The 26,165-nt window shown below is 67.8% G+C and carries 24 protein-coding genes; 9 read left to right on the top strand and 15 right to left on the bottom strand.

Features of this window, described 5'->3' with window-relative positions; all coding sequences use genetic code 11:
* Positions 1-10 precede the first annotated feature (10 nt).
* Positions 11-925, top strand: coding sequence for an alpha/beta fold hydrolase (locus AC1DEZ_RS20140; RefSeq protein WP_441510867.1), 915 nt, complete (start codon positions 11-13; stop codon positions 923-925).
* Positions 926-947: 22 nt separating this feature from the next.
* Complete coding sequence (locus AC1DEZ_RS20135) at positions 948-1,823, top strand: patatin-like phospholipase family protein (protein ID WP_441510866.1); 876 nt, start codon at positions 948-950, stop codon at positions 1,821-1,823.
* Here the strand turns inward: AC1DEZ_RS20135 and AC1DEZ_RS20130 are convergent.
* Positions 1,783-2,541, bottom strand: a complete 759-nt coding sequence (locus AC1DEZ_RS20130) for an ArsR/SmtB family transcription factor (protein WP_441510865.1) — start codon at positions 2,539-2,541, stop codon at positions 1,783-1,785. The genes AC1DEZ_RS20135 and AC1DEZ_RS20130 overlap by 41 nt on opposite strands.
* 105 nt (positions 2,542-2,646) lie before the next feature.
* On the opposite strand from AC1DEZ_RS20130, the gene AC1DEZ_RS20125 reads away from it, so the two are divergent.
* Positions 2,647-3,390, top strand: a complete 744-nt coding sequence (locus tag AC1DEZ_RS20125; protein ID WP_441510864.1) for a sulfite exporter TauE/SafE family protein — start codon at positions 2,647-2,649, stop codon at positions 3,388-3,390.
* A 103-nt stretch (positions 3,391-3,493) separates the two neighbouring features.
* Entirely contained in the window at positions 3,494-3,745 is a 252-nt protein-coding gene (locus AC1DEZ_RS20120; protein WP_441510863.1) for a hypothetical protein, read from the top strand.
* 114 nt (positions 3,746-3,859) lie between these two features.
* Here the strand turns inward: AC1DEZ_RS20120 and AC1DEZ_RS20115 are convergent, their stop codons facing one another.
* Positions 3,860-4,324 carry a nucleoside deaminase gene (locus tag AC1DEZ_RS20115; RefSeq protein WP_441510862.1) on the bottom strand — a complete coding sequence of 155 codons (465 nt, stop codon included), beginning with the start codon at positions 4,322-4,324 and terminating at the stop codon, positions 3,860-3,862.
* A 123-nt stretch (positions 4,325-4,447) separates the two neighbouring features.
* Between AC1DEZ_RS20115 and AC1DEZ_RS20110 the strand changes: the two genes are divergently transcribed.
* The 4 genes from AC1DEZ_RS20110 (at position 4,448) to AC1DEZ_RS20095 (ending at position 8,353) form a co-directional block, all read left to right on the top strand.
* Positions 4,448-6,589, top strand: coding sequence for a pseudouridine synthase (locus AC1DEZ_RS20110; RefSeq protein WP_476780558.1), 2,142 nt, complete (start codon positions 4,448-4,450; stop codon positions 6,587-6,589).
* A 3-nt stretch (positions 6,590-6,592) separates the two neighbouring features.
* On the top strand, positions 6,593-7,153 hold the full coding sequence (gene rsmD, locus AC1DEZ_RS20105) for a 16S rRNA (guanine(966)-N(2))-methyltransferase RsmD (protein WP_441510860.1): 561 nt from the start codon (positions 6,593-6,595) through the stop codon (positions 7,151-7,153).
* 184 nt (positions 7,154-7,337) lie between these two features.
* On the top strand, positions 7,338-7,928 hold the full coding sequence (locus AC1DEZ_RS20100) for a hypothetical protein (protein ID WP_441510859.1): 591 nt from the start codon (positions 7,338-7,340) through the stop codon (positions 7,926-7,928).
* Positions 7,929-7,981: 53 nt separating this feature from the next.
* Positions 7,982-8,353, top strand: a complete 372-nt coding sequence (locus AC1DEZ_RS20095) for a DUF2019 domain-containing protein (protein ID WP_441510858.1) — start codon at positions 7,982-7,984, stop codon at positions 8,351-8,353.
* Between the two features lie 42 nt (positions 8,354-8,395).
* Here AC1DEZ_RS20095 and AC1DEZ_RS20090 read toward each other — a convergent pair whose 3' ends face one another.
* The 10 genes from AC1DEZ_RS20090 to AC1DEZ_RS20045 form a co-directional block, all read right to left on the bottom strand.
* Positions 8,396-8,821, bottom strand: coding sequence for a GFA family protein (locus tag AC1DEZ_RS20090; protein WP_441510857.1), 426 nt, complete (start codon positions 8,819-8,821; stop codon positions 8,396-8,398).
* 40 nt (positions 8,822-8,861) lie between these two features.
* Positions 8,862-10,667, bottom strand: a complete 1,806-nt coding sequence (mutL, locus tag AC1DEZ_RS20085) for a DNA mismatch repair endonuclease MutL (RefSeq protein WP_441510856.1) — start codon at positions 10,665-10,667, stop codon at positions 8,862-8,864.
* Between the two features lie 167 nt (positions 10,668-10,834).
* Positions 10,835-12,160 carry a glucose-6-phosphate isomerase gene (locus tag AC1DEZ_RS20080; RefSeq protein WP_441510855.1) on the bottom strand — a complete coding sequence of 442 codons (1,326 nt, stop codon included), beginning with the start codon at positions 12,158-12,160 and terminating at the stop codon, positions 10,835-10,837.
* Between the two features lie 37 nt (positions 12,161-12,197).
* The gene (locus tag AC1DEZ_RS20075; protein ID WP_476780557.1) at positions 12,198-13,493 is read right to left on the bottom strand and encodes a M16 family metallopeptidase; all 1,296 of its coding nucleotides are present in this window, start codon (positions 13,491-13,493) and stop codon (positions 12,198-12,200) included.
* A gap of 54 nt (positions 13,494-13,547) precedes the next feature.
* A complete protein-coding gene (locus tag AC1DEZ_RS20070) occupies positions 13,548-14,837 on the bottom strand; it encodes a M16 family metallopeptidase (protein ID WP_441510853.1) in 1,290 nt (429 codons plus the stop codon).
* A gap of 121 nt (positions 14,838-14,958) precedes the next feature.
* Positions 14,959-15,615, bottom strand: a complete 657-nt coding sequence (locus AC1DEZ_RS20065; RefSeq protein ID WP_441510852.1) for a hypothetical protein — start codon at positions 15,613-15,615, stop codon at positions 14,959-14,961.
* Positions 15,616-15,686: 71 nt separating this feature from the next.
* The gene (gene lspA / locus AC1DEZ_RS20060; protein ID WP_441510851.1) at positions 15,687-16,172 is read right to left on the bottom strand and encodes a signal peptidase II; all 486 of its coding nucleotides are present in this window, start codon (positions 16,170-16,172) and stop codon (positions 15,687-15,689) included.
* Positions 16,172-19,189 (bottom strand): isoleucine--tRNA ligase, encoded by a 3,018-nt coding sequence (gene ileS / locus AC1DEZ_RS20055; protein ID WP_441510850.1) that lies wholly within the window; start codon positions 19,187-19,189, stop codon positions 16,172-16,174. Before ileS ends, lspA begins: the two co-directional genes overlap by 1 nt.
* A gap of 206 nt (positions 19,190-19,395) precedes the next feature.
* Positions 19,396-20,394 (bottom strand): bifunctional riboflavin kinase/FAD synthetase, encoded by a 999-nt coding sequence (locus tag AC1DEZ_RS20050; RefSeq protein WP_441510849.1) that lies wholly within the window; start codon positions 20,392-20,394, stop codon positions 19,396-19,398.
* Between the two features lie 95 nt (positions 20,395-20,489).
* The gene (locus AC1DEZ_RS20045; protein WP_441510848.1) at positions 20,490-20,945 is read right to left on the bottom strand and encodes a MaoC family dehydratase; all 456 of its coding nucleotides are present in this window, start codon (positions 20,943-20,945) and stop codon (positions 20,490-20,492) included.
* Between the two features lie 248 nt (positions 20,946-21,193).
* Here AC1DEZ_RS20045 and AC1DEZ_RS20040 point away from each other — a divergent pair, with 248 nt between their 5' ends.
* A complete protein-coding gene (locus AC1DEZ_RS20040) occupies positions 21,194-21,580 on the top strand; it encodes a response regulator (RefSeq protein ID WP_441510847.1) in 387 nt (128 codons plus the stop codon).
* A 70-nt stretch (positions 21,581-21,650) separates the two neighbouring features.
* Here the strand turns inward: AC1DEZ_RS20040 and AC1DEZ_RS20035 are convergent, their stop codons facing one another.
* From AC1DEZ_RS20035 to AC1DEZ_RS20025, 3 genes are all read right to left on the bottom strand, one after another.
* Entirely contained in the window at positions 21,651-22,550 is a 900-nt protein-coding gene (locus AC1DEZ_RS20035; RefSeq protein ID WP_441510846.1) for a TIGR01459 family HAD-type hydrolase, read from the bottom strand.
* A 71-nt stretch (positions 22,551-22,621) separates the two neighbouring features.
* Positions 22,622-24,049, bottom strand: a complete 1,428-nt coding sequence (locus AC1DEZ_RS20030) for an EAL domain-containing protein (RefSeq protein WP_441510845.1) — start codon at positions 24,047-24,049, stop codon at positions 22,622-22,624.
* Positions 24,050-24,287: 238 nt separating this feature from the next.
* A complete protein-coding gene (locus AC1DEZ_RS20025) occupies positions 24,288-26,090 on the bottom strand; it encodes a tetratricopeptide repeat protein (protein WP_441510844.1) in 1,803 nt (600 codons plus the stop codon).
* Positions 26,091-26,165 lie beyond the last annotated feature (75 nt).

Raw genomic sequence — 26,165 nt, 5'->3', positions numbered from 1 at the left:
GCTCCCGGCCATGGCGAACATCGACAGTCTCTTCCCGGGTTTCAAGGCGCATTGGATCGACGGGCCGGTCGGCAAGATCTTCGCGCGCGTCGGCGGCGAAGGACCGCCGCTGGTGCTGATCCACGGCTTCCCGCAAACCCATGCCGAGTGGCACCGGCTGGCGCCGGAGCTGGCGAAGACCCACACCGTCATCTGCCCCGATCTGCGCGGCTATGGCTGGTCGGCCGCGCCGCATGGCGACGGCGGCAAGGCGACCTACACCAAGCGCGGCATGGGCGAGGACATCGTCGCCGTGATGCAGGCGCTCGGCCATCTGCGCTTCGGCGTGATCGGCCATGATCGCGGCGCGCGGGTCGCCTATCGGCTGGCGCTCGACCATCCCGGCCGGGTCGAGCGGCTGGTGCTGCTCGACATCCTGCCTACCGTCTCGATGTGGGAGGGCATGAACGCGGCCCGGGCCATGCAGGTCTATCACTGGACCTTCCTGGCACAGCCGGAACCGATCCCAGAGAATCTACTCAAATCCGATCCCGTCAGCTGGCTCGACCGCACCATCGCGAGCTGGAGCCGGGCGAAGAACCTCGACCTGTTCGATCCGCTGGCCATGCAATCCTACGCGGAATCGTTCAGCGACCCGTCGCGCACGCATGCCGCCTGCGAGGATTATCGCGCCGGCGCCACCACCGACGTCGAGCACGACAAGACGGATCTCACCGCGGGCAAGCGCATCCTCTGCCCGACGCTGGTTCTCTGGGGCGAAGCCGGCATCCCGGCCAAGGGCGCGAGCCCGCTCGAAATCTGGCGAAAGACCTTCGCGCCGCAGGCGGAAGGTCAGGCGATCGACAGCGGACACTTCCTGCCGGAAGAGAATCCGCAGGCGACGCTTGCGGCGCTGAAGCCTTTCCTGGCCCAGGCCGTCGCCTGAGGCCAAGCGCGGAACGGAAGACATGCCACGTTCCAGCAACGCCGACCTCTCGCGAGCCTCCGGCGGCACGCCCGAGATCGCGCTGGTGCTCGGCGCCGGCGGGGCGCGGGGCCTGAGCCACATCGCAGTGCTGGAGGCCTTCGACGAGCTCGGTCTCAAGCCCGCGCGGATCTCCGGCTGCTCGATCGGCGCCATCATCGGCGCTGCCTATGCCGCCGGCCTCTCCGGTCGCGATCTGCGCGAGCATGTGCTTGCGACCTTCCGCGACCGGGCGCGCGCAGTCGCAAGGCTGCTGGAGGCCCGCATCGGCCGCCTTACCGATCTCGTGCGCGGGCTCGGCAACCCCGTCCTGATCGATGGCGAGCGCCTGCTCGACCTGTTCTGGCCGGAAGCCGTGCCCGACCGCTTCGAGGAACTGGCTATCCCGTTCAGCGCGGTTGCGGCGGATTACCACCGCCATGCAGAGGTTATGCTGCATGAGGGGCCGCTGACGCCGGCGGTTGCCGCTTCGCTCGCCATTCCCGGGCTGGTGCGGCCGGTCGCGCTTTGCGGGCGCGTGCTGATCGACGGTGGCGCCATCGATCCCCTGCCCTATCGGGAGTTTCTGGCGCCGGGCCGCGTCGTCGTTGCGATCGATGTCAGCGCACCGACGACGGCGACGAGCGACACGCGCATCCCCGGGGCAATGGAGGCGATCGTCGGCGCCTCGCAGATCCTGACCCGCACGCTGGTCCAGCGCATGATCGAGCAGCAGCCGCCCGATATTCTGATCCGGGCGGGCGCCGACCGCATCGGTGGACTCGACTTCTTCAAGGCGAAAGCGATCCTCGCGGCTGCCGAGCCGATCAAGGACGAGGTCAAGCGAGCGCTGGAGTGGGCTCTCGAACCACCGGGCTGAGCGGCTCCGGCGCATCGCAGCGGAAGCCGGGGAGCGCGTTTTCGAGCACCGCCCTGCCCTCCTCCGTCAGGACGACGGCGCGGCTCTCCTTGCGGCGACGGACCCAGTCCATCTCGAAGCAGCGGCAGGCCAGCGCCGCAGCGAGATGGCCGGCGAGATGCGGGCGGCGCTCGCTCCAGTCGAGGCAGGGGCGCAGCGCCGCACGGCGGCTCCGGCTGCTCGCACCCGGATCGACGCCGAGAGCGGAAAAAATCGCGTTGCCCGACGGCGTCAGCGCATAGCCGCCCTCGCTGACGGCGAGGTGGCCGCCGGCCATCAGCGCGTCATGAATACCGATGCCGAGCCGCCCGGCGAAATGATCGTAGCAGGTGCGGGCCTCGCTCAACTCCGCACCGACACGCGACGGCAGGCGCCGGCTCGTCCCGTCCAAATTGGCCAGAACCATCAGGCCTTCCAGCGCCGCCGCGACTTCCGGCCCGGCCAGCCTGTAGTAGCGATGGCGTCCTTGCACGGCGACGTCGATCAACCCGCCCTGCATCAGCTTGGCGAGGTGACCGCTCGCCGTCTGCGGCGCGACGCCGGCGATCCAGGCGAGTTCCTTGGCCGTCAGCGCACGGCCATCCATCAGCGCGTGCAGCATGTTGGCGCGGGCCGGATCGCCCATCAGATGGGCGATCTCCGCGAGATAGGGGCCGGAATAGCGACTTGGCGTGCTCATCGCCGCATGATGCGCCATCGCCGCCGGGCCGCAAGCGGGAACACTACGGCGCCCGCCGTAGCATCGGGCAGCGACAGTCGGCACAGCCAATGCCACAAGCAGGACATGGACAACACGACTCTCCTCCTCTTCGTCACCGCGACCTTCGTGCTCGCCGGCTTCGTCAAGGGCGTGATCGGGCTGGGGCTGCCGACCATCGCCGTCGGCATCCTCGGCGTGGTGATGGCACCGGCACAGGCGGCGGCGCTTCTGGTGGTGCCCAATCTCGTCACCAATGGCTGGCAGATCACGACTGGCCCGAAGCTCGGCGCGATACTGAGGCGGCTCGCTCCCATGCTGGCCGCCATCTGCGTGGGCACCTGGGCCGGCGCCGGATTGTTGCAGCAGCAAAAGGACGGCACGCCGACACTCTGGCTCGGCCTTGCGCTCGTGCTCTACGCGCTGGTCGGCCTCAAGGCGGCGAAGCTGCGCGTGCCGCCGGGCTGGGAAAGCTGGCTCGGCCCCATCATCGGACTGACGACCGGCGTAGTCACCGCCGCCACCGGCGTCTTCGTGCTGCCGGCCGTGCCCTATCTGCAGGCGCTCGGCTTCGACAAGGACGAGCTGGTGCAGGCGCTCGGCATTTCCTTCATCGTCTCGACGCTCGCCCTCTCCTTCGGCCTGATCGGCGCCGGCGCGCTCAACGGCACCGTCGCCTGGCAATCTCTGCTCGCGCTTGTTCCGGCGCTGGCCGGCATGGGCGTCGGCCAGTTCATCCGCAGCCGCATCTCGCCCGCCACGTTCAAGATCTGCTTCTTCGCCGGCCTGCTGGCGCTCGGTGCCTATTTGTGTTGGCGCAGCCTTGCATAACGGCGCGTATCTTGCTTAAGGACCGGCGGGGGCACATTGCCGGTCTTAACCAAGCGCTAACCATAGGAGCGCAGCGTCGACCGGCCGCAACAGGAGCGCCTGCATGGATGCCTTCACCATGGTCGTCATGGCCTGCGTCACCGGCGAAGCACATTGCGCCACCAGCCGGATCAGCGAGATGGAGTTCACGTCCATCCAAGCCTGCGAAGCCCGGATCGACGACATCACGCGCTCGATGACCAAGGAATTCAGCAAGCGCCCGGAATTCAAGGGCCGGCGGGTGACCTATGACGTCTCCTGCATGGACCGCGCGCAACTTGCGCAGAAGTTCGGCATCGACTCGTCGGACACCTGAGCTGACATCCCCGCGTCATGCGCGGGCTTGACCCGAGCATCTCGGAAACCATTGCCTTCTGGTCCTGAGATTCTCGGGTCTACGCTTCGCTCCGCCCGAGATTGACGCTGGTCGCTACCGCCGCTCGCGGAAGAACTCCCGCAGCAGCGTCGCCGCCTCGGTCTCGCGCAAACCGCCATAGACCTCCGGCACATGGTGGCAGGTCGGGCTCTCATAGAGCCTGACCCCGTTCTCGACCGCGCCGCCCTTCGGGTCGCCCGCGCCGAAATAGAGCCGCCTGATCCGCGCGAAGGAGATTGCCGCGGCGCACATCGGGCAGGGTTCGAGCGTGACGTATAGATCGCAGCCGATCAGCCGCTCGCTGCCGATCTCTTCGCAGGCGAGCCTGAGCGCCAGCATCTCGGCATGAGCGCTCGGGTCCTTCAGCTCCAGCGTGCGGTTGCCGGCGCTGGCGAGGACCGCGCCGTCGCGCACCACCACCGCGCCGACCGGCACCTCTCCGCGCAACGCGGCCGCCTTCGCCTCGTCGAAGGCGAGCGCCATCGCGTCGAACGCGGAGGATGATTGCGGTTTCGACATCATAAACCCCAGCTTTGGCGCTCGCAGCGAGGGAAAGCCTCTGCTACAAGCGCCGGTTATAGCGAATAAGCGAGCCAGGCCTCTCCCGCAAAGCGGTTGTGCTCGGCCGGCTCAGGAGCAGCCATGAAAGACGACGACAACAACAGAGGCCGCGGCCCACGCAAGGGCGGTGGCGCCGGCGGCCGTGGACCCGGCTCCGGTGGCAAAGGCTTCGGCGGCAAGCCCTTCGGCAGCCGCCCCGGCGGTGAAGGCCGTGGACCCGCGCGCGATGGCGAGCGTAAGCCGTTCCGTAGCCGCCCAGCCGGTGACGACCGCCCCGCGCGCGACGGCGAGCGCAAGCCCTTCCGCGGTCATTCGGCTGGCGATGAGCGCCCGGCCCGCCGCTTCGAGCGCCCTGCTGGCGGCGAGGGCGAGGCTGCGCGCCCGCGCCGCTTCGACGGCGACAGGCCGGCCCGCGTCAGGGCCGAGGGCGAAGGCCGCGGCTTCCGCGAACGCTCCGGCGAGGAGCGCCCCCGCCGTCCGGCCCGCACGGGCGAGCGCCCCTTCGCCGGCCGCGACAGGCCGCAGGGCGACCGGCCGCCGCGTGGCGAGGGCCGCGATGGCGAGAAGCGTTTTTCGCGCCCGCGCGCGCCACGCTTCGAAGGCCATGAGGACCGTCCGCGCCGCCCGCGCGAGGATGCGCCCGAGCGCAAGCTGATCACCGCGGAAGAGCCGGAGCGGATCGCCAAGGTGATGGCGCGCGCCGGCGTCGCCTCGCGCCGCGACAGCGAGGCGATGATCGAGGAAGGCCGCGTCAGCGTGAACGGCAGGGTGCTGGAAAGCCCGGCCTTCGACGTGAAGCCGACCGATATCGTGCTGATCGATGGAGAGCCGCTGCCGGCCCGCGAGCGCACCCGGCTGTGGCTCTACCACAAGCCGCGCGGCGTGGTGACGACCAATTTCGACCCGGAAGGCCGGCCGACCGTCTTCGACGTGCTGCCGGAAGACCTGCCGCGCGTGCTCACCATCGGCCGGCTCGACATCAACACCGAAGGCCTTCTGCTGCTGACCAATGATGGCGGGCTGGCGCGGGTGCTGGAGCTGCCGGAGACGGGCTGGCTCAGGCGCTACCGCGTGCGCGCCTTCGGCGAGGTGACGCAGGACGTGCTCGACACGGTGAAGGACGGCGTCACCATCGACGGCATCCAGTACGGGCCGGTGATCGCCCGCTTCGAGCGCCAGCAGGGCTTCAACACCTGGCTGACGGTCGATCTGCGCGAGGGCAAGAACCGCGAGGTCAAGACCGTGCTCGAGCATCTCGGGCTGACCGTGAACCGGCTGATCCGCATCTCCTTCGGTCCCTTCCAGCTCGGCGAACTGGCCGAGGGCGAGGCCGACGAGATCCGCTCGCGCGTGCTGCAGGACCAGCTCGGCACGGAGCTTGCCGCCAAGGCCGGCGCCGATTTCGAGTCGCCGCGCCGCGACGCCCTGCCCGCCGCGCCACGCCCGGCTCCGGCCGGCGACGACCGCCCGCGCCGACGCCGCGACGCCGCCGAGGACCAACATGAAGCGCGCCGCGAGGCTGTGCGCGAGTTGCGCGGCGACAAGCCGTGGACCCGCACCGTCTGGCGCGATGCGGAAACAGAGCCACAGCGCGAGCGCAAGACGCCGCCGCGCCGCGGCGCCGACCCGAAGCTGGAACGGCAGGAGCGCGAGGCTTCCGGTGAGGTCCGGCGCCGGCGCGATACGCCGATCGCCGACCCGAAGGGCCGGCGCGTGCTGGTCGAGCGCGTCGGTGCCCCCGCTCCCGAGGAGCGCGCTGCGCCCGCACCGGACAGCAAGCGCAGGCCGGATCGCAAGCCGCGCCACGAACGTGGCGGCGAGGAGGCTCGCGCACCGCGCTCCTTCGAGCGCTCCAGCGGCGACGAGAGGCCGGCACGGCGCCCGCGCGCCGAAGGCAGCGGGCGCGACCGCGGCGAAGAGCGGCCCTGGCAGGACCGCGCTCCACGCGGCGAGCGCCCGGACCGTGCCCCGCGCGATGGCGCCGACCGCCCGGCGCGTCGCTTCAGCGAGCGACCTGCCGAGGACCGGCCGCGTGGCCGCAGCTTCGGCGACAAGCCCGCCGGCAAAAGCTTCGGTGGCAAGAGCTTCGGCTCTCGCTCCTCCGAGCGGCCGGCCGGTGGCGGACGCCCCTTTGGCGGCAAGCCGAGTGGAGGGCGACCGAGTGGCGACAAGGGACCGCGCCCGCCCGGCCGGGGTCCGCGTCCCGGCGGCAAGCGCGGCTAAGCGATGCGGATCGTCGGCGGACGCCTGGGCGGCCGGCCTCTGGCCGGCCCGAAGCCGGGGATCGGCAGCATCAGGCCGACCTCGGACCGCCTGCGCGAATCCCTGTTCAACGTACTGACTCATGCTTATGGCGACGCGGTCGAGGGCGCCCGCGTGCTCGACCTCTTCGCCGGCACCGGCGCGCTTGGCTTCGAGGCGCTCTCGCGTGGGGCGGGCTTCGCGCTCTTGGTCGATGACGGCACCGAGGCGCGCGGCATCATCCGCGAAAACCAGATGGCGCTGGGGCTTGCCGGCTTCAGCCGCATCTTCCGCCGCGACGCGACAAGGCTCGGCCCGATCACCGGGATGGCGCCCTTTGGCCTCGTCTTCTGCGACCCGCCCTATCGCAAGGGGCTGGGCGAGAAGGCGCTGGTCTCGGCCCGCGAAGGCGGCTGGCTGGAGCCGGGCGCGCTGATCGTGCTGGAAGAGGCTGCGGATGCCGAGATCAGCCTGCCGGAAGGGTTCGAGGAACTGGAGCGCCGGAGCTATGGCGAGACGCTCGTGATCCTGCTGCGGAACTCATAGGTCATAGGTCGTCGCCAATAGGCCGGCGACAGCGAACTTATCCCCAGCTCCTGTTCCGCGCTTAATCTCCGCATCCGCCGCGGAGACCAAGCGCCGGATGCCAATCAGACATTCCATCGAACCCAACGGGCGCGCACGCATAGCCCGCCTCCATGCCGTTGCATGCCAATTGGCCGGCGAGCGCATGATGCGCGCTCTCGCCCGGCTGCAAGCACTCGTCGAGAAGGGCGGGTTCAATCGCGATCAGCCGCGCGTGCCGGCGTGCAGCCCGGAGGTAGGGCAATGGGCGGGCGGCCAGGGCGCCAACCAAAGACAGCCCGGCATCGGCGACAATGGCGGCCCGGCGCTCGACCAAACCAACAATCCGCCCAGCAGCAAGCCGTCGAAGACCCAGGCGGCCAAGACGCTGGCACGGGCGATCGCGCTGCGAGCGCTGAGACCCGCGGGCCGGATCGGCGCTGCCTTGATGGCAATCGAGGTCGGTCACTGGCTCTATACCGAATACCCCTCGATCCGGTCCTATCAGGACGAGCCGAAGACGCTCGCGGAGCTCCAGCAGCAGGCCGGGCAGAACCGGCCGGGTTATGACGACCATCACATCGTCGAGCAGGGCGCGGGATCGCGCGAGGGCTTTCCGCGGTCCGCGATCGACGGCGTCGACAATCTCGTCAGCATTCCGCGATACAAGCATCAGGAGATCACAGGATGGTACGCTACGAAGAATCCCGAATTCGGCAACCTCTCACCGCGAAATTACTTGCGTAACAGGGGATAGGCGGAGCACGTTCAAGTTGGTCATCCGGCCCTCAGGCGTTTCAAGGTGTTGAAATGACCCCATCAAAACTGAAATTGCTTACACTCGAAGAACTCAATCGCCTCTTTGAGCAGCTATGCATCAAGCAATACATCGCCTTGGATCGCAACGAGATCGCCAGCTACAACAGACGCTACGACCAGATTAGAGCAATAGAAGACGAACTGAGATCCCGTCCTGGAGATCAAAGACGGATACTTATGCGGCTATTCGGACACCCGAACATGCAGGTCCGCCTGACGGCCGCTCGCGCCAATCTCGCGGTCGACTACATGGCCGCGCGGCGCGAACTTGAGGCTATTGTCGAGGAGCAGTGGTTTCCGCAGGCCGGCGACGCCGGCATGACGCTGGACAATCTCGATAGCGGCTTCTACCGGCCGAGTTGACGTTCGTGCCAAGCTTCGAGCGCCGCTGTGGACCGGCAGACCTTAGTCCCCGGTCGGCTCATATCTAAGGATGCCCGCTATCCTCGCCCTTGCCCCGGCGCCCATGTCGCGGGGGTGATTGATGCCGTCGTTGACCTGCAGTTCCCGAAAATCAAAGGGGCTGGCGCCATCGACGCAAGCCACGTTCACCCCGAGCTGGCCGGGATTCGAACGGCGCTGGTGATGGGTATAGATGCCACAACCCAGGCAGAAGTAATGCTTCGCCGTCTTGGTATTGAACTGGTACTCGCCGAGAGAATCCTCTCCCGAGACGATCCGGACGCCGCTCGCCGACACGACCACGGCGCCCCGCATGCGGCAGAACGAGCAATTGCAGCGACGCGCGGTGTTCAGGCCGTCGGTCAAGGTCGCTTCGAAGCGGACGCGTTTGCAGTGACAGGCCGCCTGAACAATCATCTCGCCCGCCATCGTCGTCTCCTCGATCGATATCCCGGCGCCTTATAGGCGCTTACCGTCGTCCGAACAGCCGCTCGATATCCGACAGCTTCAATTCGACATAGGTCGGCCGGCCGTGGTTGCATTGGCCGGAATTGGGCGTGATCTCCATCTCGCGCAGCAGCGCGTCCATCTCCTCGGGGCGCATGCGGCGGCCGGCGCGGACGGAGTTGTGGCAGGCCATCGTCGCCAGCACATGGTCGAGCCGGCGCTCCAAAGAGCCGGCCGTGCCGTGCTCGGCCAGCGCATCGGCGACATCGCGGACGAGGCGCTGGAGATTGCCGCCAGCAAGCTGGCTGGGGGCCTCGCGCACCAGCACTGCGCCAGAGCCGAAGGATTCCAGCACGAGGCCGAGGCTTTCGAGCTCGCTGCCCGCCGCTATCAGGCGGTCGGCGTCGACAGGATCGAGCTCGACCACTTCCGGCAGCAGCAGGGGCTGGCGGGCAATGCCGGAGCGAGCGCGCTCGGCCTTCAGCCGCTCATAGACCAGCCGCTCATGGGCGGCGTGCTGGTCGACGATGACGACGCCCTCGCGGGTCTGGGTGACGATATAGGTCTCGTGGAGCTGGGCACGCGGGGCGCCGAGCGGCCGGTCGAGCGCGTCGGGCGAAGGCTCGGCGAGATGCGCGCGGGCGTCCGCGGAGGGCGCGGCGAAATCGGAGAAGCCCGCCTGCGGAGTCGATAATGAGACCGAGGGCGGCGCACTCCAACTCGGCACTGAGGGGAAGCCCGGGCGCGGGATCGCGTTGCCGTTTCCGCCCATCGAGAGGACGGCGCGGAAGGCGTCGAGCGTGCGGGCGCCGCCTGTGGTGGTGGCGCGGTGGCCGGCTGCGGCGAGCGCCGCCTTCAGCCCGGAGACGACAAGGCCGCGGACCAGCGCGGGGTCGCGGAAGCGAACTTCGCTCTTGGCGGGGTGGACGTTGACGTCGACGAGCCGCGGATCGCAGCCGACATCGAGGAAGAGCACCGGATGGCGATCGGAGGGTACGACGTCGGCATAGGCGCCGCGCACGGCCGAGAGCAGCAATTTGTCGCGAACCGGGCGGCCGTTGACGGCGAGATGCACGCCGGCCGAGGTGCCGCGATGGAAGGTCGGCAAACCGGCGAAGCCGAAGATGCGGAAGCCTTCGCGCTCGGCCTCGATCTTCAGTGCGTTCTCTGGAAAGTCGCGGCCAAGCGCCCGGCCGAGACGGCGCAGCAGCCCCTCCTCCCCGATCGGCTCGGCCGGCCAGTCGAAGGCGCTGACGTGCTCGCCCTCCAGCGAGAAGCGGATTTCGGGATGGGCGATGGCGAGGCGCCTGAGCATCTCGGAGACGGCCTGCGCCTCGGCGCGGTCGCTCTTCAGGAATTTGAGGCGGGCCGGAGTGAAGATGAAGAGGTCGCTGACCTCGATGCGGGTCCCGACTGCCGCGGCAACGGGACGGACGACGCCCTTCTCGCCGGCCTCGACGACGAGGCCCGAGCCCTGCGGCGCATCATGCCGGCGCGTCGCAATGGAGAGCCGCGCCACCGAGCCGATCGAGGGCAGCGCCTCGCCGCGGAAGCCGAGCGTGCCAATGGCAAAGAGGTCGCCCTCCGGCAGCTTGGAGGTGGCGTGTCGCTCGACGGCGAGTTCCAGGTCCTGTGGCGTCATGCCGGCGCCGTCGTCGACGACGCGGATCAGTTCGCGCCCGCCGCCGATAATGGTCACGGCGACCGAACTTGCGCCGGCATCGATGGCGTTCTCGACCAGCTCCTTCACGGCCGCAGCCGGCCGCTCGATCACCTCGCCAGCGGCGATGCGGTCGACCAGGACGGGATCGAGGCGGCGGACGTTCATGGGTTCAACGTGTTCTTTCGGCCGCGAGCACCTTGCCCGTCATTCTCGGGCGGAGCGCAGCGCAGACCCGAGAACCTCTTTCCGCAGCAAGAGGCTCCCGAGCCTTCATGTCATGAGATGCTCGGGTCAAGCCCGGGCATGACGCGTCTGCGCCGTAGAACCGCGACTCAAGCCCGCCCTTCGGCAAGATAGCGCTTGGCGAGAAGCTTCGCCTCCTCCACCGCCGGCTGGTCGAAGGGATCCACCCCCATCGCGTAGCCGGTGAGGATCGTCTCCAGCATGAAATGCATCAGCATCTCGCCATGGCTGGTCTCGTCGATCCGCTCGACATGGAAGCGGCGCACAGCGCAGCCGTTCTTGGCGAAGGTATCGATCATGGCGATGCCCTGCGCCGCGACGAGGTCGCCGATGGTCTTGCCGGCGAAATCGGCCTGCCCGATCTTCTCCGCGAGGCCCGCGTCGATCTGCGGGCCCTTGCCCTTCACGCCGGTCGTCACGACGGTGAAAAACTTGTCCTTGGGGCCGGCGAGATAGAGCTGCTGCTGCGAATGCTGGTCGACGGGACCGAGCGCGCCGACGGGCTGTGTGCCCTGCCCGTCCTTGCCGAGGCTCTCGGCCCAGAGCTGCATCCACCAGCGGGTGAGCAATGCGAGCTTGTCGGCATAGGGCATGAGCACGGCGATGTTCTTGCCCGAGCGCATGGCGGCCAGATGCAGCGCGGCGCCGATAGCGGCGGGGGTCTCACGGACATCCTTGCCGGCAAAGAGCGGCGCCACCGCGCGGCCGGCGCCGAGCCTCAGCGCCTCGATATCGAGGCCGAGCACGGCGGCCGGCAGCAGGCCGCAATTGGTCAGCACGGAATAGCGCCCGCCGACATCGGTGTGGTGTTCGAGGAAGGGTGTGCCGAAGGGTTCCAGCAGCGCGCGCAGCGGATGGAGCTTGCCGGGCTTGCCCGGCTCGGAAAGCCCCTGGAAATGGTCGCCGATCTGCTGATCGGTGAGATGCGCGCCGCGCAGCGCCTCAATCGCGGCGATCGACTGCAGGAGCGTCTCGCCGGTGCCGCCCGATTTCGAGATGGCCACGAATTTGGTCGTCTTGAGCGGCAGCTTGGCGAGCAGCGCCGCATAGGTCGCCGGGTCGAGATTGTCGATGAAGTGGACGCGCGGGCCGGACGTGAAGTGGGAGAGGCCGGCGATGCCGTAGCCGGTGAGCTGCGCCAGCGTCTGGCCGCCGAGGCTGGAGCCGCCGGTGCCGAGCACCAGCACGTCGGTGGTGCCGCCAGCCTTGAGCCGCTCGGCGGCAACCTTCACGGGCGCCAGATCGGCCGTGTCGCTCGGCAGCTTCAGCAGCGGCAGCGAACCGTCCTTCGCCTGCCCCTGCAGCTTCGCCAGCGCAGGCTTGAGATCGGCCAGCGCCTTCTCGAAGGCCGCGTCGGGAATGCCTCCCTTGCCGACCTTGGATTCGAGCGCGAGATCGAAGCTTTGCTGAAGCATGAAGAGGATCCGTATCGACGAGGAGACGAAGGCTATTTCAGACCAGCCCGACCGGCTTGCCAACCGCCTGAACGAGCAGGTCGGGGTTGCCGAAGAGGCGATGGGCAACGCGCTTGACGTCATCGAGCGTCACAGCCGCGAAGAGACCGTTGCGGCGGGCGAGGAAATCAGGTGTGTCGCCGCGCAGCGCGAGAGCCAGCAATTCCCCGGCGATCTTCGGCGAGGTGTCGAAGCGCAGCGGGTAGGAGCCGATGATGTAGCGCTTCGCTTCCTCGACCTCGTGCTCGCTCGGCCCATCATGGGCGAGCTTCAGCATCTCCTCGCGGATCACCTTCATCGATTCGGCGGCGCGGTCGTTGCGGGTGGCGGTGCCGCCAACGAGCATGGCGCTCTCCCGCAGCGGCATCAGGCTGGAGGATACGCCATAGGCAAGGCCGCGCTTCTCGCGCACTTCCATGAACAGGCGCGAAGTGAAGGCCGAGCCGCCGAGGATGTGGTTCAGCACACTTGCTGGGATGAAGTCCGGATCATGCCACATCAGCCCCGGCCGGACGAAGCGAAGCACGGTCTGCGGGACGTCGAGATCGATGACATGGGTCTGGCCCAGCCCCCGAATCGGCAGCGGCTGAGGCGGGCGCGGACGGGACACGCCCTGTGGCAGCGCCCCGAACAGCAGATCAAGGCGCCCGGCGAGTTCGGCCGCGGTGATGTCGCCGACCACGACAACCTTGAGCCCGCCGCGATCGAGCAATGCCGGCGTCAACGCCTTCAGCGCCGGAGCCGCCAGTTTCGAGACGCTGTCGACATCGCCCTTCTCGGGCCGGCCATAGGCATGGCCGGGGAAGGCCGCGGCGAAAAGCGCGTTGCGGCACATGACTTCGGGGTTCTTCGCCTGGCGCTGCAGCCCGGCGATGATCTGGGCCTGGACACGGCCGACCGCATCGGCATCGAAGCGCGGCTGGTTCAGCGCCAGCGCCAGCAGGTCGAAGGCGGTGTCGCGATGACTCGACAAGGTCTGGACATGTCCGTGGAAATCGTCGCGGCGGGCCTCGAAACCGAGGCTGATCGCATGATCGGCCAGCCGGCCCTGAAAGGCCTCGGCGTCGAGATCGCCGGCACCTTCATCGAGCAGGCCCGAGATCAGATAGGCGCTGCCGGCCGCGTTTTCCGGGTCGCGGCTGGCGCCGCCGTCGAAGGCGAAATCGACCGCGATCAGCGGCAGGCTGTGCTCCTCGACGAGCCAGGCCTCGATGCCGCCCGGCGAGCGGACGCTCTGGACCGCAAGGGCGGGGCCGGCCGTGTTGAGGTCGGGTGTCGGAATCGGCGCGTTCATGTCGCTTCCTGTCGGCGGAGCCTGGCGTCCGCCCGTTCGGTGAGACGGCAAGGATCAGGCGGGCAGCAGCAGGCCGGTGACGCTGCGACCAGGCTTCAGATAGCGGCGCGCCGCTTCGACCACCGCATCGCGGCTGACGGCCTCGATGCGCTGCGGCCAGGCGAGCACGTCCTCGACCGTCTCGCCGACCGCCAGCGCCGAGCCGAAGATGCGCGCCAGCGAAGCCTGGTTGTCGCGGGCGAACACCGTCTCGGCGACGAGCCGCGTGCGGGCGCGCGCCAGCTCCAGCTCGCTTGGCCCGTCGGCCAGGAAGCTGGCAAGCGCGGCATCGAGCCCCGCCTCCATCGCCGCCATCTCGACACCGGGGCGCGGGCTGGCGGAAAGCTGGAAGGCGGCGCGGTCCACCATCGAACCCATGAAATAGGCGCTGGCGCCAGCCGCGAGCTCGTCCTCGACGCAGAGCTTGCGATAGAGCCGCGAGGTCGTCCCGCCGCCGAGGATCTCGGCGACGAGTTCGAGCGCCAGAACCTCTTCGCGCTCTCCAGTCGTGTAGGTCGGGGTCAGCCACCCCCGGCGCAGCGAAGGCTGCTGCACGCGCGGGTCGTTCAGCGCAACCCGGCGCGAGGCGCGCGGCTCGGGCTCGCTCGGGCGGCTGCGGACAGGCGCCGCGCCGCGGGCCGCGATCTTGCCGTAGCTCTCATTGGCGAGACGCCGCACCTCGGCGGCATCGGTATCGCCGGCCACGACGAGGATCGCGTTCTCGGGCGTGTAGAAGCGCTGATAGTAGGCGAAGGCGTCGTCGCGATTCAGACGCTCGATCTCATGCTCCCAGCCGATGATCGGCGTGCCATAGGGATGGTGGAAGAACAGCGAAGCGGAGAATTCCTCGCCGAGCTGGGCAGCCGGATCGGAATCGACGCGCATGCGCCGCTCCTCCAGCACCACGTCGCGCTCGGGTCCGACCACGCTCTCGTCGAAGGAGAGGCCGGTCATCCGGTCGGCCTCGTAATCCATCATCGCGCGCAGATGCTCCTTCGGCACGCGCTGGAAATAGGCGGTGTAGTCGTAGGAGGTGAAGGCGTTCTCCTGTCCGCCGAAGCCTGCGACGATCTTCGAGAACTCGCCGGCGGGCCAGCGTTCGGTGCCCTTGAACATCAGATGCTCGAGGAAATGCGCGATGCCCGATTTGCCGGCCGGATCGTCGGCGGAACCATTGCGATACCAGACCATATGGGTGACGACCGGCGCCCGATGGTCCTTCACGACGACGACGTCGAGGCCATTATCGAGCCGGAAGGCTTCGACGGGCTCAGCCAGACCGGGCTGGCGCGCATGGATGTTCACCTGACGCGATCTCCTGCTGAGACACAAAGGGCGGGCACGATGCGCCCGCCCCGGAAGAGAACTTGGTCAGCTTGTCCCGCTTCGGCAAGAGGCTCGCCTCAGCCGATCTTGCAGATCAAGCCTAGTCAGGCCTGACCAGCATCACCGGTCCCTGGCCGGTCACGAATTCGCGCTGGCCGACAGCCTGCTTGTCCTCGACCGGGCCGCCGCGACCCGGGCCCATCGCGGCCGTGTCAGCCGGGCGGCGATAGCCGGTCGGCGGCTCGGTCAGCAGGCGGCGCTGCGGCTCGGTGCCATAGGCCAGAGACTCTTCGGCCGCCTGGTTGCGGCGGGAAGCGAGGTCGCGGCCGATGCGGATCGGCTGGATCTGGTTGTTGTAGTTACTGTGTTCCTCGATGATCGTCGGCGCCTGTTCCACACGGGACGTGCGGCCGCGGCGCAGCTCTTCCTGCGACAGGACAGGGTTGTTGCGCGCTCTCTCGGAGAGCGCATAGGGCGGACGATTGGCCTCGTCCTTGCGGCGCTGCACATCGGGATCATTCGGCCAGGCGGCACTGCGAGCGCTCGCCGGATCCTGCGGGCGCGGCAGCGCCGAATTCGGCGGCACGACCAGCGGCGCACGCTCGCGATAATCGATGTCGTCGCCGGCCCCCTTGCCGCCGAAGGTGCCTTCGAGCAGGTTCTTGAACAGCATGCCCTCCTGCGCGAAGGCAGGCTGGGCCGCCAGCACGAGCCCGCCGGCGAGCAGCAGATGCGACACGCGGATGCGTTGCGCCATATCAAATCTCCCTTTGGACAATCTCGCACTCGCCTCAAGCATGGACGAGCGGCGAAAGGATGGCGAGACCGTCACTCAGCTGTCTTTTCCCCAGCCGGTCGGAAGGACTCATACAGGAGCCCGGCCACACCGACAACGATCGCGACATCGGCGATGTTGAAGATGTACCAGCTGAAGCTACCCCAATGGAAGTGAACGAAGTCCACCACCGCGCCGTAGACGGCGCGATCGACGCCGTTGCCGAGCGCGCCGCCGATGATCAGCGCAAGGCTCAGCACCGTCAGCGCGCCCTCGCTGCGCCACATCCAGCGCCAGAGCCAGACCGCCGCGACGAAGGAGATGACGACGAGGAACCAGCGCCCGAGATCGGTGCCCTGCTGGAACAGGCCATAGGAAATGCCCCGGTTCCAGGCGAGCACGATCGTCAGGAAGGGCGCGAGATCGAACGGGCCGTTCTCGGCCAGCCCGACGCCGTAGAGCATCCAGCATTTCAGGAGCTGATCCGAGACGAAGACGATCAGGACCGTGACGAGGCCGAGGCGGCGGGCAGGCGTCATCAGGCGGACACCCCCAGCTCCTTCAGCGCCTTGGCATCGCGCGGCGTTACCTCCGGATAGGCGGCGTCGGCCGTCTTGGGGTCGAAATACTTCCAGGACCGCGCGCATTTGATGCCGGCAGCGCGATGCGACACCACCGCGACGCCGGGAATCTCGGCGAGGCGGAAAGCCTCGGCCGGCCCCTCCCCGTTCGTGATGCGGATATCGGAGGTAATGCTGATCTCGGCGAGATCGACGCCCGAGAGTGCTGCATAGAGATCGGCATCGGAAACGAAGACCTGCGGTGCAGCCTCGAGCGAGGAGCCGATCCGCTTGGCGGCACGCTCCAGCTCGAGCGCGCCGGTGACGACGCGGCGCACACGGCGGATCTTGCCCCAGCGCTCCGCCAGCTCGGGATCGAGCCAACTCGCAGGCGCCTCGGCGAAGCGTTCGAGATGCACCGAGCCTTCGCCCGCCTTCTCCGTGGGATAGCGTTCGAGCCAGGCCTCTTCGGCCGTGAAGACCAGGATCGGCGCGAGCCAGGTCGTCAGGCAGCGGAAGAGATGGTCGACCGCCGTCAGCGCGCTGCGGCGGACATGGCTCGACGTCGGATCGCAATACAGCGCGTCCTTGCGCACGTCGAAATAGAAGGCCGAGAGCTCGGTGTTCATGAACTGCGAGAGCAGGAACACGACCTTCTTGTAGTCGTAGGTGCGATAGGCCTCCTCGACCTGCGGCCCAAGCTCGGCGAGGCGATGAAGCATCAGCCGCTCCAGCTCCGGCATGGTCTGCGGCTCCGAGACGCGGATTTCCTCGCTGAAATGGGCGAGCGTGCCGAGCATCCAGCGCATGGTGTTGCGTAGCTTGCGGTAGGTCTCGACGAAGGTCTTCAGGATCTCCTTGCCGATGCGCAGATCGTCGGAATAATCGGCAGCCGCGACCCACAGGCGCAGGATGTCGGCGCCGGAATCCTTGATGATGTCCTGCGGGGCCGTGACGTTGCCCTTCGATTTCGACATCTTCTCGCCCTTCTCGTCCAGGCAGAAGCCATGGGTGAGGACGATGTCATAGGGCGCCCGGCCGCGGGTGCCGCAGCTTTCCAGCAGGCTCGAATGGAACCAGCCGCGATGCTGGTCGGAACCTTCGAGATACATGACGCGGTCATTGCCGCCCTCATCCTTGCGGCGTGCACGCAGATCGGCCCGCTTCTCCAGGGTGAAAGCATGGGTGGACCCTGAGTCGAACCAGACGTCGAGCACGTCGGTGACGCGCTCGTACTTCGCCGGCTCGTAGCCGAAGGGCTTGAGGAAGCGGGCACCGTCCGTGTCGGAGAACCAGGCATCGGCGCCCTCCGCCTCGAAGGCCTGGGCGATGGCGGCGTTGACCTTGGCGTCGACGAGGACCTCCTTGGTCTCCTTCTCGACGAAGACAGTGATCGGCACGCCCCAGGCGCGCTGGCGCGACACGACCCAGTCAGGCCGGTTGGCGATCATGCCGTTGATGCGGTTCTCGCCGGCGGCGGGCACCCACTCGGTTTCCTTGATCGCCCGCAAAGCGCGGTTGCGCAGCGTATCGGTATTGCCGCCAAGCGTCGGCGCGATCTCGCCGATGCCGGTCGGCGAAGGCGCCTCCCCGATCGGCTTGTCCATGGCGATGAACCATTGCGGCGTGTTGCGGAAGATCACCGGCTTCTTCGAGCGCCAGCTATGCGGGTACTGGTGCTTCAGGCGACCGCGCGCGATGATGTTGCCGGCCTCGACCAGCGCCTTGATGACGACGTCGTTGGCGTTACCCTTGTCGCCCTTGTCCGTGATGACCTGCGCGCCCTCGAAACCCGGCGCTTCCTTGGTGAAGCGGCCATCGGCATCGACGGTATAGGGGATGCGGGTCTCGATGCCGCGCCCGGTGAGCTGGCGGCCATTCGCCATCCAGATGTCGAAGTCCTCGCGGCCATGGCTCGGCGCGGTGTGGACGAAGCCGGTACCGGCATCGTCGGTGACGTGATCGCCGTCGAGGAGGGGCACATCGAAGTCGTAGCCGTGGCCGCGCAGCGGGTGGGCTGCGGTGAGCGCCGCAAGCTCATCGGCCGGAACATCGGCGACCAGCTCGAAGGCTTCGACCTTGGCGGCTTTGAAGACGCTTTCGGCGAGGTTCTTGGCGAGGATGTAGGTCGCGCCGACCTTGGCCCAGTTGTTCTCGGGCGCCGCGGTGACGCGGTAAAGGCCATAGGCGATCTTGTTATGGAAGGAGATCGCGCGGTTGCCCGGGATCGTCCAGGGCGTCGTCGTCCAGATGACGATCGCGGCGCCAGCAAGCTTGGCCGGCGCATTCAGCACCGGGAACGGCACGTAGATCGTGTCGCTCGTGTGCTCCTCGTACTCGACCTCGGCCTCGGCCAGAGCGGTCTTCTCGACCACCGACCACATCACGGGCTTGGAGCCGCGATAGAGCTGGCCGGTCTCCGCGAACTTCATGATCTCGCGGGCGATCTGCGCCTCCGCGGGATAGGCCATCGTCAGATAGGGATGGGCCCAGTCGCCCTCGACGCCGAGGCGCTTGAACTCGTTGCGCTGGACGTCGACCCAGTGCTCGGCGAAGGCGCGGCATTCCTTGCGGAACTCGACGACCGGGACATCGTCCTTGTTCAGGCCCTTGGCGCGGTACTGCTCCTCGATCTTCCATTCGATCGGCAGGCCGTGGCAGTCCCAGCCCGGCACATAGTTGGAATCGTAGCCGAGCATCTGCTGCGAGCGCGTGACGAGGTCCTTCAGCACCTTGTTCAGCGCGTGGCCGATATGGATGTTGCCGTTGGCATAGGGCGGCCCGTCGTGGAGCACGAACCTGTCCCGCCCCTGCCCCGCTTCGCGCAGCTTGCGGTAGAGGTCGATCCTGGCCCAGCGGGCGAGCAGCTCCGGCTCGCGCTGCGGCAGGCCCGCGCGCATCGGGAACTCGGTCTGGGGCAGGAACAGCGTCTGCGAATAGTCGACGCCGTCACCTGCGGTCTGGGCGGCCTTGGCGTTGTTGGTCTTGTCGGTCATCTTCCGGCTCGGACAGTCGGGACGGCGGGCCATTCGGCGGGCCCCGGGCGTCCACTCATGAAACGGGAAAAGCGGTCTTCAACCCGGACTGCGCAAGCGCCCGCGCTAAGTCTAGCGCGAGGCGGCAGCCGGGCCCGTAATTCGCCGGGAAAGATCGATCAGCATGGCGCGTTGAGCGGGCATGGAGGGCTTCTAGCAGGCACGGCTCACGGAAGGAAGGGCGGCGCGTCGAAAGCAGGGGTCCTGGCCAGAATGTCGCGGGCACGGGCGCTGTCGGCGTCCATCTGCACGATCAGGGCCTCGAGCGAACCGAATTTTTCCTCGCCGCGCAGCCAGTCGACAAAGGCCACGTCGACGCGCTTGCCGTACAGGTCACCGGAAAAGTCGAAGACGAAGGTCTCCAGCCGCGGCGCGCCGTCGTCGAAGGTCGGGCGGCGGCCGAAGCTCGCGACGCCGTCGCGCCAGACGCCGTCGATGCGCATCCGTACCGCATAGATGCCGTGGCGCAGCTTGCAGTCGCGGGCGAGCTGCATATTGGCGGTGGGATAGCCGAGGTCGCGGCCACGCTTGTCGCCATGGGCAATGAGCCCGTGCACGAACCAGGGCCGCCCAAGGAATTCGGCGGCGCGGGCGACATCGCCCTCTTCAAGCGCCGTGCGGATCAGCGTCGACGACACCGCCTCGCCATGCCAGGCGAAGGGCGGCACCACGCGAACCGGGACGCCGGCCGTCAGGCAGTGAGCCTGCAGCATCTCGGGCGAGCCGGTCCGCCCCTTGCCGAAATGGAAGTCATAGCCGCAGACGAGGCCGGTGGCGCCCAGCCGCCCGACTAGCAGATCGTCGATGAAATGCTCGGCCGTGATCGCCGCGATCTCGCGGTCGAAGGGCAGGACGAAGACCTGAGCAAGGCCGGCATCGGCCAGCAATTCGAGCTTGATCTGTGGCGGTGTCAGCCGGAAGACGGGTTCCTCGGGGCGGAAGACGCTGCGCGGATGCGGCTCGAAGGTGAAGGCGGCCGGCACCGTACCGAGATCGCGCGCCATGGCGCCCGCCACCCGGGCGAGTTCGGCATGCCCCCGGTGGACCCCGTCGAAATTGCCAAGCGCGAGCACGGCGCCGCGCAGGCCATCCGGAATGGGCTTGTCGAGGTCGAGGACCACGGCCGCCGGCTCGGAGCGCGACGGCGCATCGGCTGGGGAAGACATCGATGAGGAACGTCCCTCTGCCCGCGAAAGCCGGGCGATGGTCGTCTTTGCGGCGAAGGCCGGTGAGGCGTCAAGGCCGCCCTGCCCCAAACCTCTCAGGATTTGGGCTTCGGCGGCATCGCCACCCAGGCCTCGCCCTCCATCACCGCCTTGCCGTCGACGAGGCACTCGCAGAAGAAGCGCGCCCGGCGGCGCTCGGCGACGAGTTCGACGACCTCGACGCGCGCCATGACGACATCGCCGATCTTGACCGGGGCCAGGAAGGTCAGCGTCTGCGAGAGATAGACGGCACCGGGGCCGGGCAGCCGCGTGCCGAGCAGCGCCGAAACCAGGCTCGCCGTCAGCATGCCATGAGCGATGCGCTGACCAAACTTGGTGCCGGCCGCGAACTGGTCGCAGAGATGGATGGGGTTGGCGTCGCCCGAAAGCTCGGCAAAGAGCGCGACATCGCGCTCCATCACAGTCCGCATCAGGCTCTCGGACTGGCCGATCGCCAGATCCTCGAAGGCATGAACGGTGTAAAGCGTGCCGGGCATCGGCTGAACAGTCATTGATCTCTCGTCGCTTGCAGGCGCACCCCAGCCCCTGTGCTCGACCGGGTTAATCATCTCGCAACTGCAATATAACGGCAATTGAACTTTGGTGCGGAGCACCACCTGCCCCACGGTCACTTGGCGATCGGATTAACCGCTTCGCAACACGCCGTCGGTATCACCGGATGCGAGTGGAGACCGCCTCTAACGGGCGGCGCGGTGTCGGTATGTTCCGACGCCGCAACTGCCCTGCCTGGAGCATCGCAATGGCTCTCGATCCGTCCATGCCGATCCTCGTGGTCGACGACTACCAAACGATGATCCGCATCATCCGCAACCTGCTGAAACAGCTCGGCTTCGAGAATGTCGACGACGCCTCGGACGGCTCGGCCGCGATCGCGAAGATGCGCGACAAGAAATACGGCCTCGTGATCTCCGACTGGAACATGGAGCCGATGAGCGGCTTCGAGCTGCTGCAGAAGGTGCGGGAGGAGACGACGCTCTCCGAGACGCCCTTCATCATCGTCACAGCTGAGTCGAAGACAGAGAACGTCATCGCGGCCAAGAAGGCCGGCGTCAGCAATTACATCGTGAAGCCGTTCAACGCGCAAACGTTGAAGACCAAGATCGAGGCGGTCTGCCTCGCCGCCTGACGCATCCGGCCGAAAAGTGGCATCCACTTTTCGGAGAAATCAGATGCGACAGTAGAGAGCGAGATCGCCCTCACCAGACCAGATGCGGCATGGCATAGGCCGGCCGGTGCGCCTGCTGGCCGAACCAGCCGTGACGCTCCTCCCATGACGCCTCCATCAAATCCTGTGCATGGATGCCGGCCAGCACCATGATGCCGGCAGCGCCGAAGCCCGAGGCGCCGGCGATATCGGTGCGGATGGCGTCGCCTACGGCGCAGATCCTGTCTCGGGCAATCGCCTCGCCGCGCTTTTCCTCGGCCGCAGCCAGAGCCGCCTCATAGATCGGCCTATGCGGCTTGCCGGCATAAATCACCCGCCCGCCGATCTCCTCATAGGCAAGCGCGACCGCACCTGCGCAGGGAATGATGCGGCCACCGCGCTCGACGACGAGATCGGGATTGGCGCAGATCAGCGGCAACCCGCGTGCGGCGAAGCCGGCCAGCAGGTCGGCATAGGTCGCCGCCGTGTCGTTCTCGTCGTCGAACAGCCCGGTGCAGAGCACATAGGCGGCTTCGGCAGGGCTGGTTTCGCGGACATCAAGACCGGCGATCAGCGGCAAATCCCGGTCGGGCCCGAGCCGGAACATCGGCTCGCCGGCGCGTGCGTGGATCAGCGACCGGCACACATCGCCGGAGGTGACGATCGCGTCCCAGGCTTCGCGCGGGACGCCGAAACCGTCGAGCTGGTCGATGATGACCCCGCCCGGGCGCGGCGCATTGGTCACCAGGACGACACTGATCCCGCGTTCGCGCATGCGCATCAGAGCCACCAGGGCGTCGCGATAGGCCGCGACGCCGTTATGGACCACGCCCCAGACATCGCAGAGGCAGAGATCGAAACGGTCCGCGACCTCGGAGAAGCCCGAAAGCGGGATGGTGGATGCGATCCCCAATGGCGACACTGTCTCGATCTCCGGCGCTAGAGGAGGCATCCATGCCTCGCCGCAGCAGGTCTAGACGGGATTCGCCGGCAGCGGAACCGGATGTTGCGTCGCTTCGCGCGTCAGGCGCTGGCGCGGCGCAGCACCGAGCGGAACGGCAACCGTTCGGGGCGGCCATCCGGCGCAGCGGCGGCGGGGCTGGCAGACGCGCCGTGAGCCAGGACCGGGCGCGCGGCATCATTGGCAGCTCCGGGCGGGCGCACCTGCGCAGCCGGGACGGCGGGAGCAGCGGGCGGCGCAGGAGCCGCCTCCGGTTCCGCAAAGACTTCCGGCTTCACCGGGCGCGGCGGGGAGAACGCCTGGCCCTGCCCCATCGTGACGCCAAGCTCGATCATATCGGCTGCCAGCGGGTTGTCCTCGACATGCTCGGCGACGAGAGTGATCGACGCCCTACCCAACATCGCCGCCAGATCGCCTGCCGCGATATCGCTGACGACCTTGCCTTCGGCATGATCCCGCAGCAGCGTCGCCGGCGCCTTGATGAAGCGCATGCCCCGGTCGAACAAGGCGCGAGGGTCAAGCCGCAGATCGACGACATGATCGAGCGCGAACCGCACGCCGTTCGCCGACATCGCGCCGAGCAGGCCGAGGCTCGTCGGATCGAGGTTCCGGAAGACCGTCTGAGGCATCTCGATGACGAGGTGCCCGGTGTGCTCGCGATATTTGTCGAGAATGCGCGTCAGTGCGGCCAAGGCGCGTGACGAACCCCAGGTTGCTGCGCTGAAATTGCAGGAGACGAAGATACCGCCATCCTTCGAGGCGAGATGGCGGGCAATCGCCAGGGCGCGTGTCAGCACAAGCGCGTCGAGTGTCGGCCCGAAGCCACGGGTTTCGATGGTGTCGAGGAATTCGTGGGGGAGGAGCAGGGTGTTCTCGTCGAGCCGCAGCCGCGCCAGCGCTTCGTAGCCCTGTGTGCGGCGCTGCGGCAGCGACACGATCGGCTGAAGATGGACCTCGATGCGCCCTTCGCTGAGCGCCCGGCCGATGAGCGCGGCGCGCTCGGCCTCGGCCGCTTCCTGCGCCGCCTTGGCCGCGGCGGCACGCTCCGCTGCCTGCTGCTCGGCGCGGGCGCGGCGCACCGCTTCCGGATCGAGAACCACTTCGGGAATAGCGGGAGCGGGGAGCGCCGGCGCCGCAGACGCCGGCTCGGGCAGCCGCGCCAGAACCGTCTCGTGGTCGGCGAGCGTCGTGGCAACCTGATGGATCAAATCGCCGAGCAGTCCAACCTCGGCGGTGAGTTCATGGATTGCGGCACGAGCCGGCGCGGCATCGGCATCCCGCATGGGCATCTGCTCGACACGCTGCGAAAGCGCGTCCAAGCGGATGGCGTTGGTGGCCAGCCTGACCTTGACCTCGCCGAGCCCGGCCAGAGCCTGCTCGTGCCGAGCAAGGCCGCGGCGCTCGAACGTCCGCATCGCGACCATAACGCCGGCGCCGGAGGCAAGCAGCCCCAGCGCGGGCCCCAACCCGCCCGGCAAGATAATCGCCATGACCGCGCCAGCAGAAAGCCCGGTGACTGCGCCGGCGAGAGGAGGCAAGGCTTTCAGGCGCAAAGGAGCCACGGCAGCATTCGCGCTACGAGGGTTGATCGGAAATCGGGAACGAATCACAACGCTAAGCGGCAGATTACCCGCGCGCGCCGCGTTATGCGAGCAGCCTCGTCCGCCGGGCGTCACCATCGTCCGCGCGGGCCGCGAAGCGGGGAGCGCAGCGGTGCGCGAGGGCCTGTCAGGACTTGTCGAGGCCGAGCGGCGCCAGAACCTGGCTCGCCACTTCGTCGGCGAAACCCTTCCGGGCAAGGTATGCGTGCGGGTCCTTCTTGAAGAGCGGAGCCTTGTCCCGAAGCTGCGCAATGGCTTTCGCCTGGGCCGCCGCATCGTCCTCCGACGCCGCGCTCAGGGCCTGGGCCAGCAGGCCGAAGGGGCTCGTATCGGCTGCCAGCATGGCGGCATAGGTCTCCGAAACCTTCTTGGCGCCGATCAGATAGGCTCCGAGAAAAGCGTAGAAGTCATAGCGCGGCGGCCGCCCGACACTGAGCGCAGCCGCGCGCTCGAGTATCGGCAAACCCTCTATCGACCGGCCGCGCCGAACATAGAACGCGCCGAGATCCGCCATGATGTCCGGATCATAGGGATTGCGCGTCAGAGCGTCCCGTCCCTTCTGAAGCGCCTCCTCGGTCGATCCGCGCAGGAACAGGACCTTCATCATGGCCTGATAGGCCCGTGCACCGGACGGCGCCAGGCGGATGGCCGTCAAAGCCGCGGCGAGGGCGCGATCGAGCGGCGGCTTGTCTTTTTGCTCGCCCGCCTTGGGAACGAGGTCGTCCGGATTGAAGCCCGAACCGTATTCTCCAAGCGTCATGATGGCGAGATGGGCCCATGCCGGGTAGAAGCTCGGGTCCTGCTCGATCAGCCTTTCAAGGCAGGACCGGGCAGCGAGATGGTCTTCCGGGACCATGGTGCGACGGGCATCGAAAGCCTGCAGGATGCAACGAACCGCCGATAACGACTGGGATTGGCGTATGTCGGCCGGGATGATGCCGAAGGGCTCCGTCAGCCTGGTCGCCAGGTTGCGCGCCATCTCGGCAAGCTCGGAATCCTGCAGGAGTTCGAGCGACGGCCGGCCGGAGGACGCCGTCCAGACGATGCGCCCGTCCCGGACCGAACGCAGACGCCCCAGCCCCTCGACGCCGCTGTCGACAGCCTGAACGTTCATCTCGAAAACATAATCGACGTCCGCGGGCGCCGCAGTTCCCGGCGGCGGGGCCTTGATCGTCACGAGATCGTCGAAGCGGGCCATGGCATCGACCAGCAGATCGGAAAACCGGTGGAGGATGCCTGCCAGCTTGGGATCCGACGGCACCACCGGGATCGTTATGGCGACGCGGACGAGCTGGAGGGGGGCCGTGATCGCCGGCTGCGCACCCGCGACCTGCTCGTTCCCGTTTAGCTTGGCCGAACTCAGCCCGGCCGGCGTGTCAGCCGGCGCCAGATACCACCAGGCGAGCGTAAGAAGCCCCAGAGCAAGCGCCGCCGCCGTGACGATGGACCAACGCCGCGTGGCGACGCGATCGGCCGCCTTTGCGACCGGAAGTGCCTCCGTCACTGGGGGATCGTCGCGAAGGGCGAGGACCGAGGTCTGTTCCCACGTCATCTCCGTATCCGGATCGACGACCTCGAAGACGGGAACATACCCTCCAACGGGCATCGAGACCACAACCGGATCGCCCTGTCCCTCGCCGGCATAGTACTGCGTCAGCGCACGCCTGAGCCGCCCCGCCTCCACCCGAACGATCGGATCGATCTGCGGGTTGAAATCGGCTGGCCGCCCGAGGCCTTCCACCGCGATGGTATAACCCTTCAGCTCGGCCGCGCGCCCCTCGATCGTGCGCTCGACGATGAAGCTCAGGAAGGCCGAAAGCTGAGGTGCGGCGCGAAAGGCATCGGAAGCGAGGACGCGGGCCAACTCCGCACGAAGGATCGCCGCGGCCCGTTCGTCCAGCCGTCCAGGATCACTATCGCCGTCCGTCATCGGGGTCCGTTCGTCTGTGCCCCAAGCGGGGAGATTACGCCATCGGCGACCTAACGTCACCTGCGGCCTTCGCTC

The sequence above is a fragment of the Allobosea sp. 10L422 genome (genome assembly GCF_056395345.1).
The sequence above is the reverse complement of the archived record's forward strand: the minus strand, read 5'-3'. Positions and strand labels throughout refer to the sequence as shown.

What these genes read in the sequence shown, in the direction of transcription:
- ileS (WP_441510850.1), bottom strand. Translation starts at nt 19,189, where the DNA reads ATGACCGACAAGACCAACAACGCCAAGGCCGCCCAGACCGCAGGTGAC.
- AC1DEZ_RS20050 (WP_441510849.1), bottom strand. Translation starts at nt 20,394, where the DNA reads ATGTCTTCCCCAGCCGATGCGCCGTCGCGCTCCGAGCCGGCGGCCGTG.
- AC1DEZ_RS20100 (WP_441510859.1), top strand. Translation starts at nt 7,338, where the DNA reads ATGATGCGCGCTCTCGCCCGGCTGCAAGCACTCGTCGAGAAGGGCGGG.
- AC1DEZ_RS20080 (WP_441510855.1), bottom strand. Translation starts at nt 12,160, where the DNA reads ATGCTTCAGCAAAGCTTCGATCTCGCGCTCGAATCCAAGGTCGGCAAG.
- AC1DEZ_RS20115 (WP_441510862.1), bottom strand. Translation starts at nt 4,324, where the DNA reads ATGTCGAAACCGCAATCATCCTCCGCGTTCGACGCGATGGCGCTCGCC.
- AC1DEZ_RS20130 (WP_441510865.1), bottom strand. Translation starts at nt 2,541, where the DNA reads ATGAGCACGCCAAGTCGCTATTCCGGCCCCTATCTCGCGGAGATCGCC.
- AC1DEZ_RS20030 (WP_441510845.1), bottom strand. Translation starts at nt 24,049, where the DNA reads ATGGCGATTATCTTGCCGGGCGGGTTGGGGCCCGCGCTGGGGCTGCTT.
- lspA (WP_441510851.1), bottom strand. Translation starts at nt 16,172, where the DNA reads ATGACGCCTGCCCGCCGCCTCGGCCTCGTCACGGTCCTGATCGTCTTC.
- AC1DEZ_RS20125 (WP_441510864.1), top strand. Translation starts at nt 2,647, where the DNA reads ATGGACAACACGACTCTCCTCCTCTTCGTCACCGCGACCTTCGTGCTC.
- AC1DEZ_RS20075 (WP_476780557.1), bottom strand. Translation starts at nt 13,493, where the DNA reads ATGAACGCGCCGATTCCGACACCCGACCTCAACACGGCCGGCCCCGCC.
- AC1DEZ_RS20090 (WP_441510857.1), bottom strand. Translation starts at nt 8,821, where the DNA reads ATGGCGGGCGAGATGATTGTTCAGGCGGCCTGTCACTGCAAACGCGTC.
- AC1DEZ_RS20120 (WP_441510863.1), top strand. Translation starts at nt 3,494, where the DNA reads ATGGATGCCTTCACCATGGTCGTCATGGCCTGCGTCACCGGCGAAGCA.
- AC1DEZ_RS20035 (WP_441510846.1), bottom strand. Translation starts at nt 22,550, where the DNA reads ATGCCTCCTCTAGCGCCGGAGATCGAGACAGTGTCGCCATTGGGGATC.
- AC1DEZ_RS20135 (WP_441510866.1), top strand. Translation starts at nt 948, where the DNA reads ATGCCACGTTCCAGCAACGCCGACCTCTCGCGAGCCTCCGGCGGCACG.
- AC1DEZ_RS20025 (WP_441510844.1), bottom strand. Translation starts at nt 26,090, where the DNA reads ATGACGGACGGCGATAGTGATCCTGGACGGCTGGACGAACGGGCCGCG.
- AC1DEZ_RS20140 (WP_441510867.1), top strand. Translation starts at nt 11, where the DNA reads ATGGCGAACATCGACAGTCTCTTCCCGGGTTTCAAGGCGCATTGGATC.
- AC1DEZ_RS20065 (WP_441510852.1), bottom strand. Translation starts at nt 15,615, where the DNA reads ATGGCGCAACGCATCCGCGTGTCGCATCTGCTGCTCGCCGGCGGGCTC.
- AC1DEZ_RS20040 (WP_441510847.1), top strand. Translation starts at nt 21,194, where the DNA reads ATGGCTCTCGATCCGTCCATGCCGATCCTCGTGGTCGACGACTACCAA.
- mutL (WP_441510856.1), bottom strand. Translation starts at nt 10,667, where the DNA reads ATGAACGTCCGCCGCCTCGATCCCGTCCTGGTCGACCGCATCGCCGCT.
- AC1DEZ_RS20110 (WP_476780558.1), top strand. Translation starts at nt 4,448, where the DNA reads ATGAAAGACGACGACAACAACAGAGGCCGCGGCCCACGCAAGGGCGGT.
- AC1DEZ_RS20095 (WP_441510858.1), top strand. Translation starts at nt 7,982, where the DNA reads ATGACCCCATCAAAACTGAAATTGCTTACACTCGAAGAACTCAATCGC.
- rsmD (WP_441510860.1), top strand. Translation starts at nt 6,593, where the DNA reads ATGCGGATCGTCGGCGGACGCCTGGGCGGCCGGCCTCTGGCCGGCCCG.
- AC1DEZ_RS20045 (WP_441510848.1), bottom strand. Translation starts at nt 20,945, where the DNA reads ATGACTGTTCAGCCGATGCCCGGCACGCTTTACACCGTTCATGCCTTC.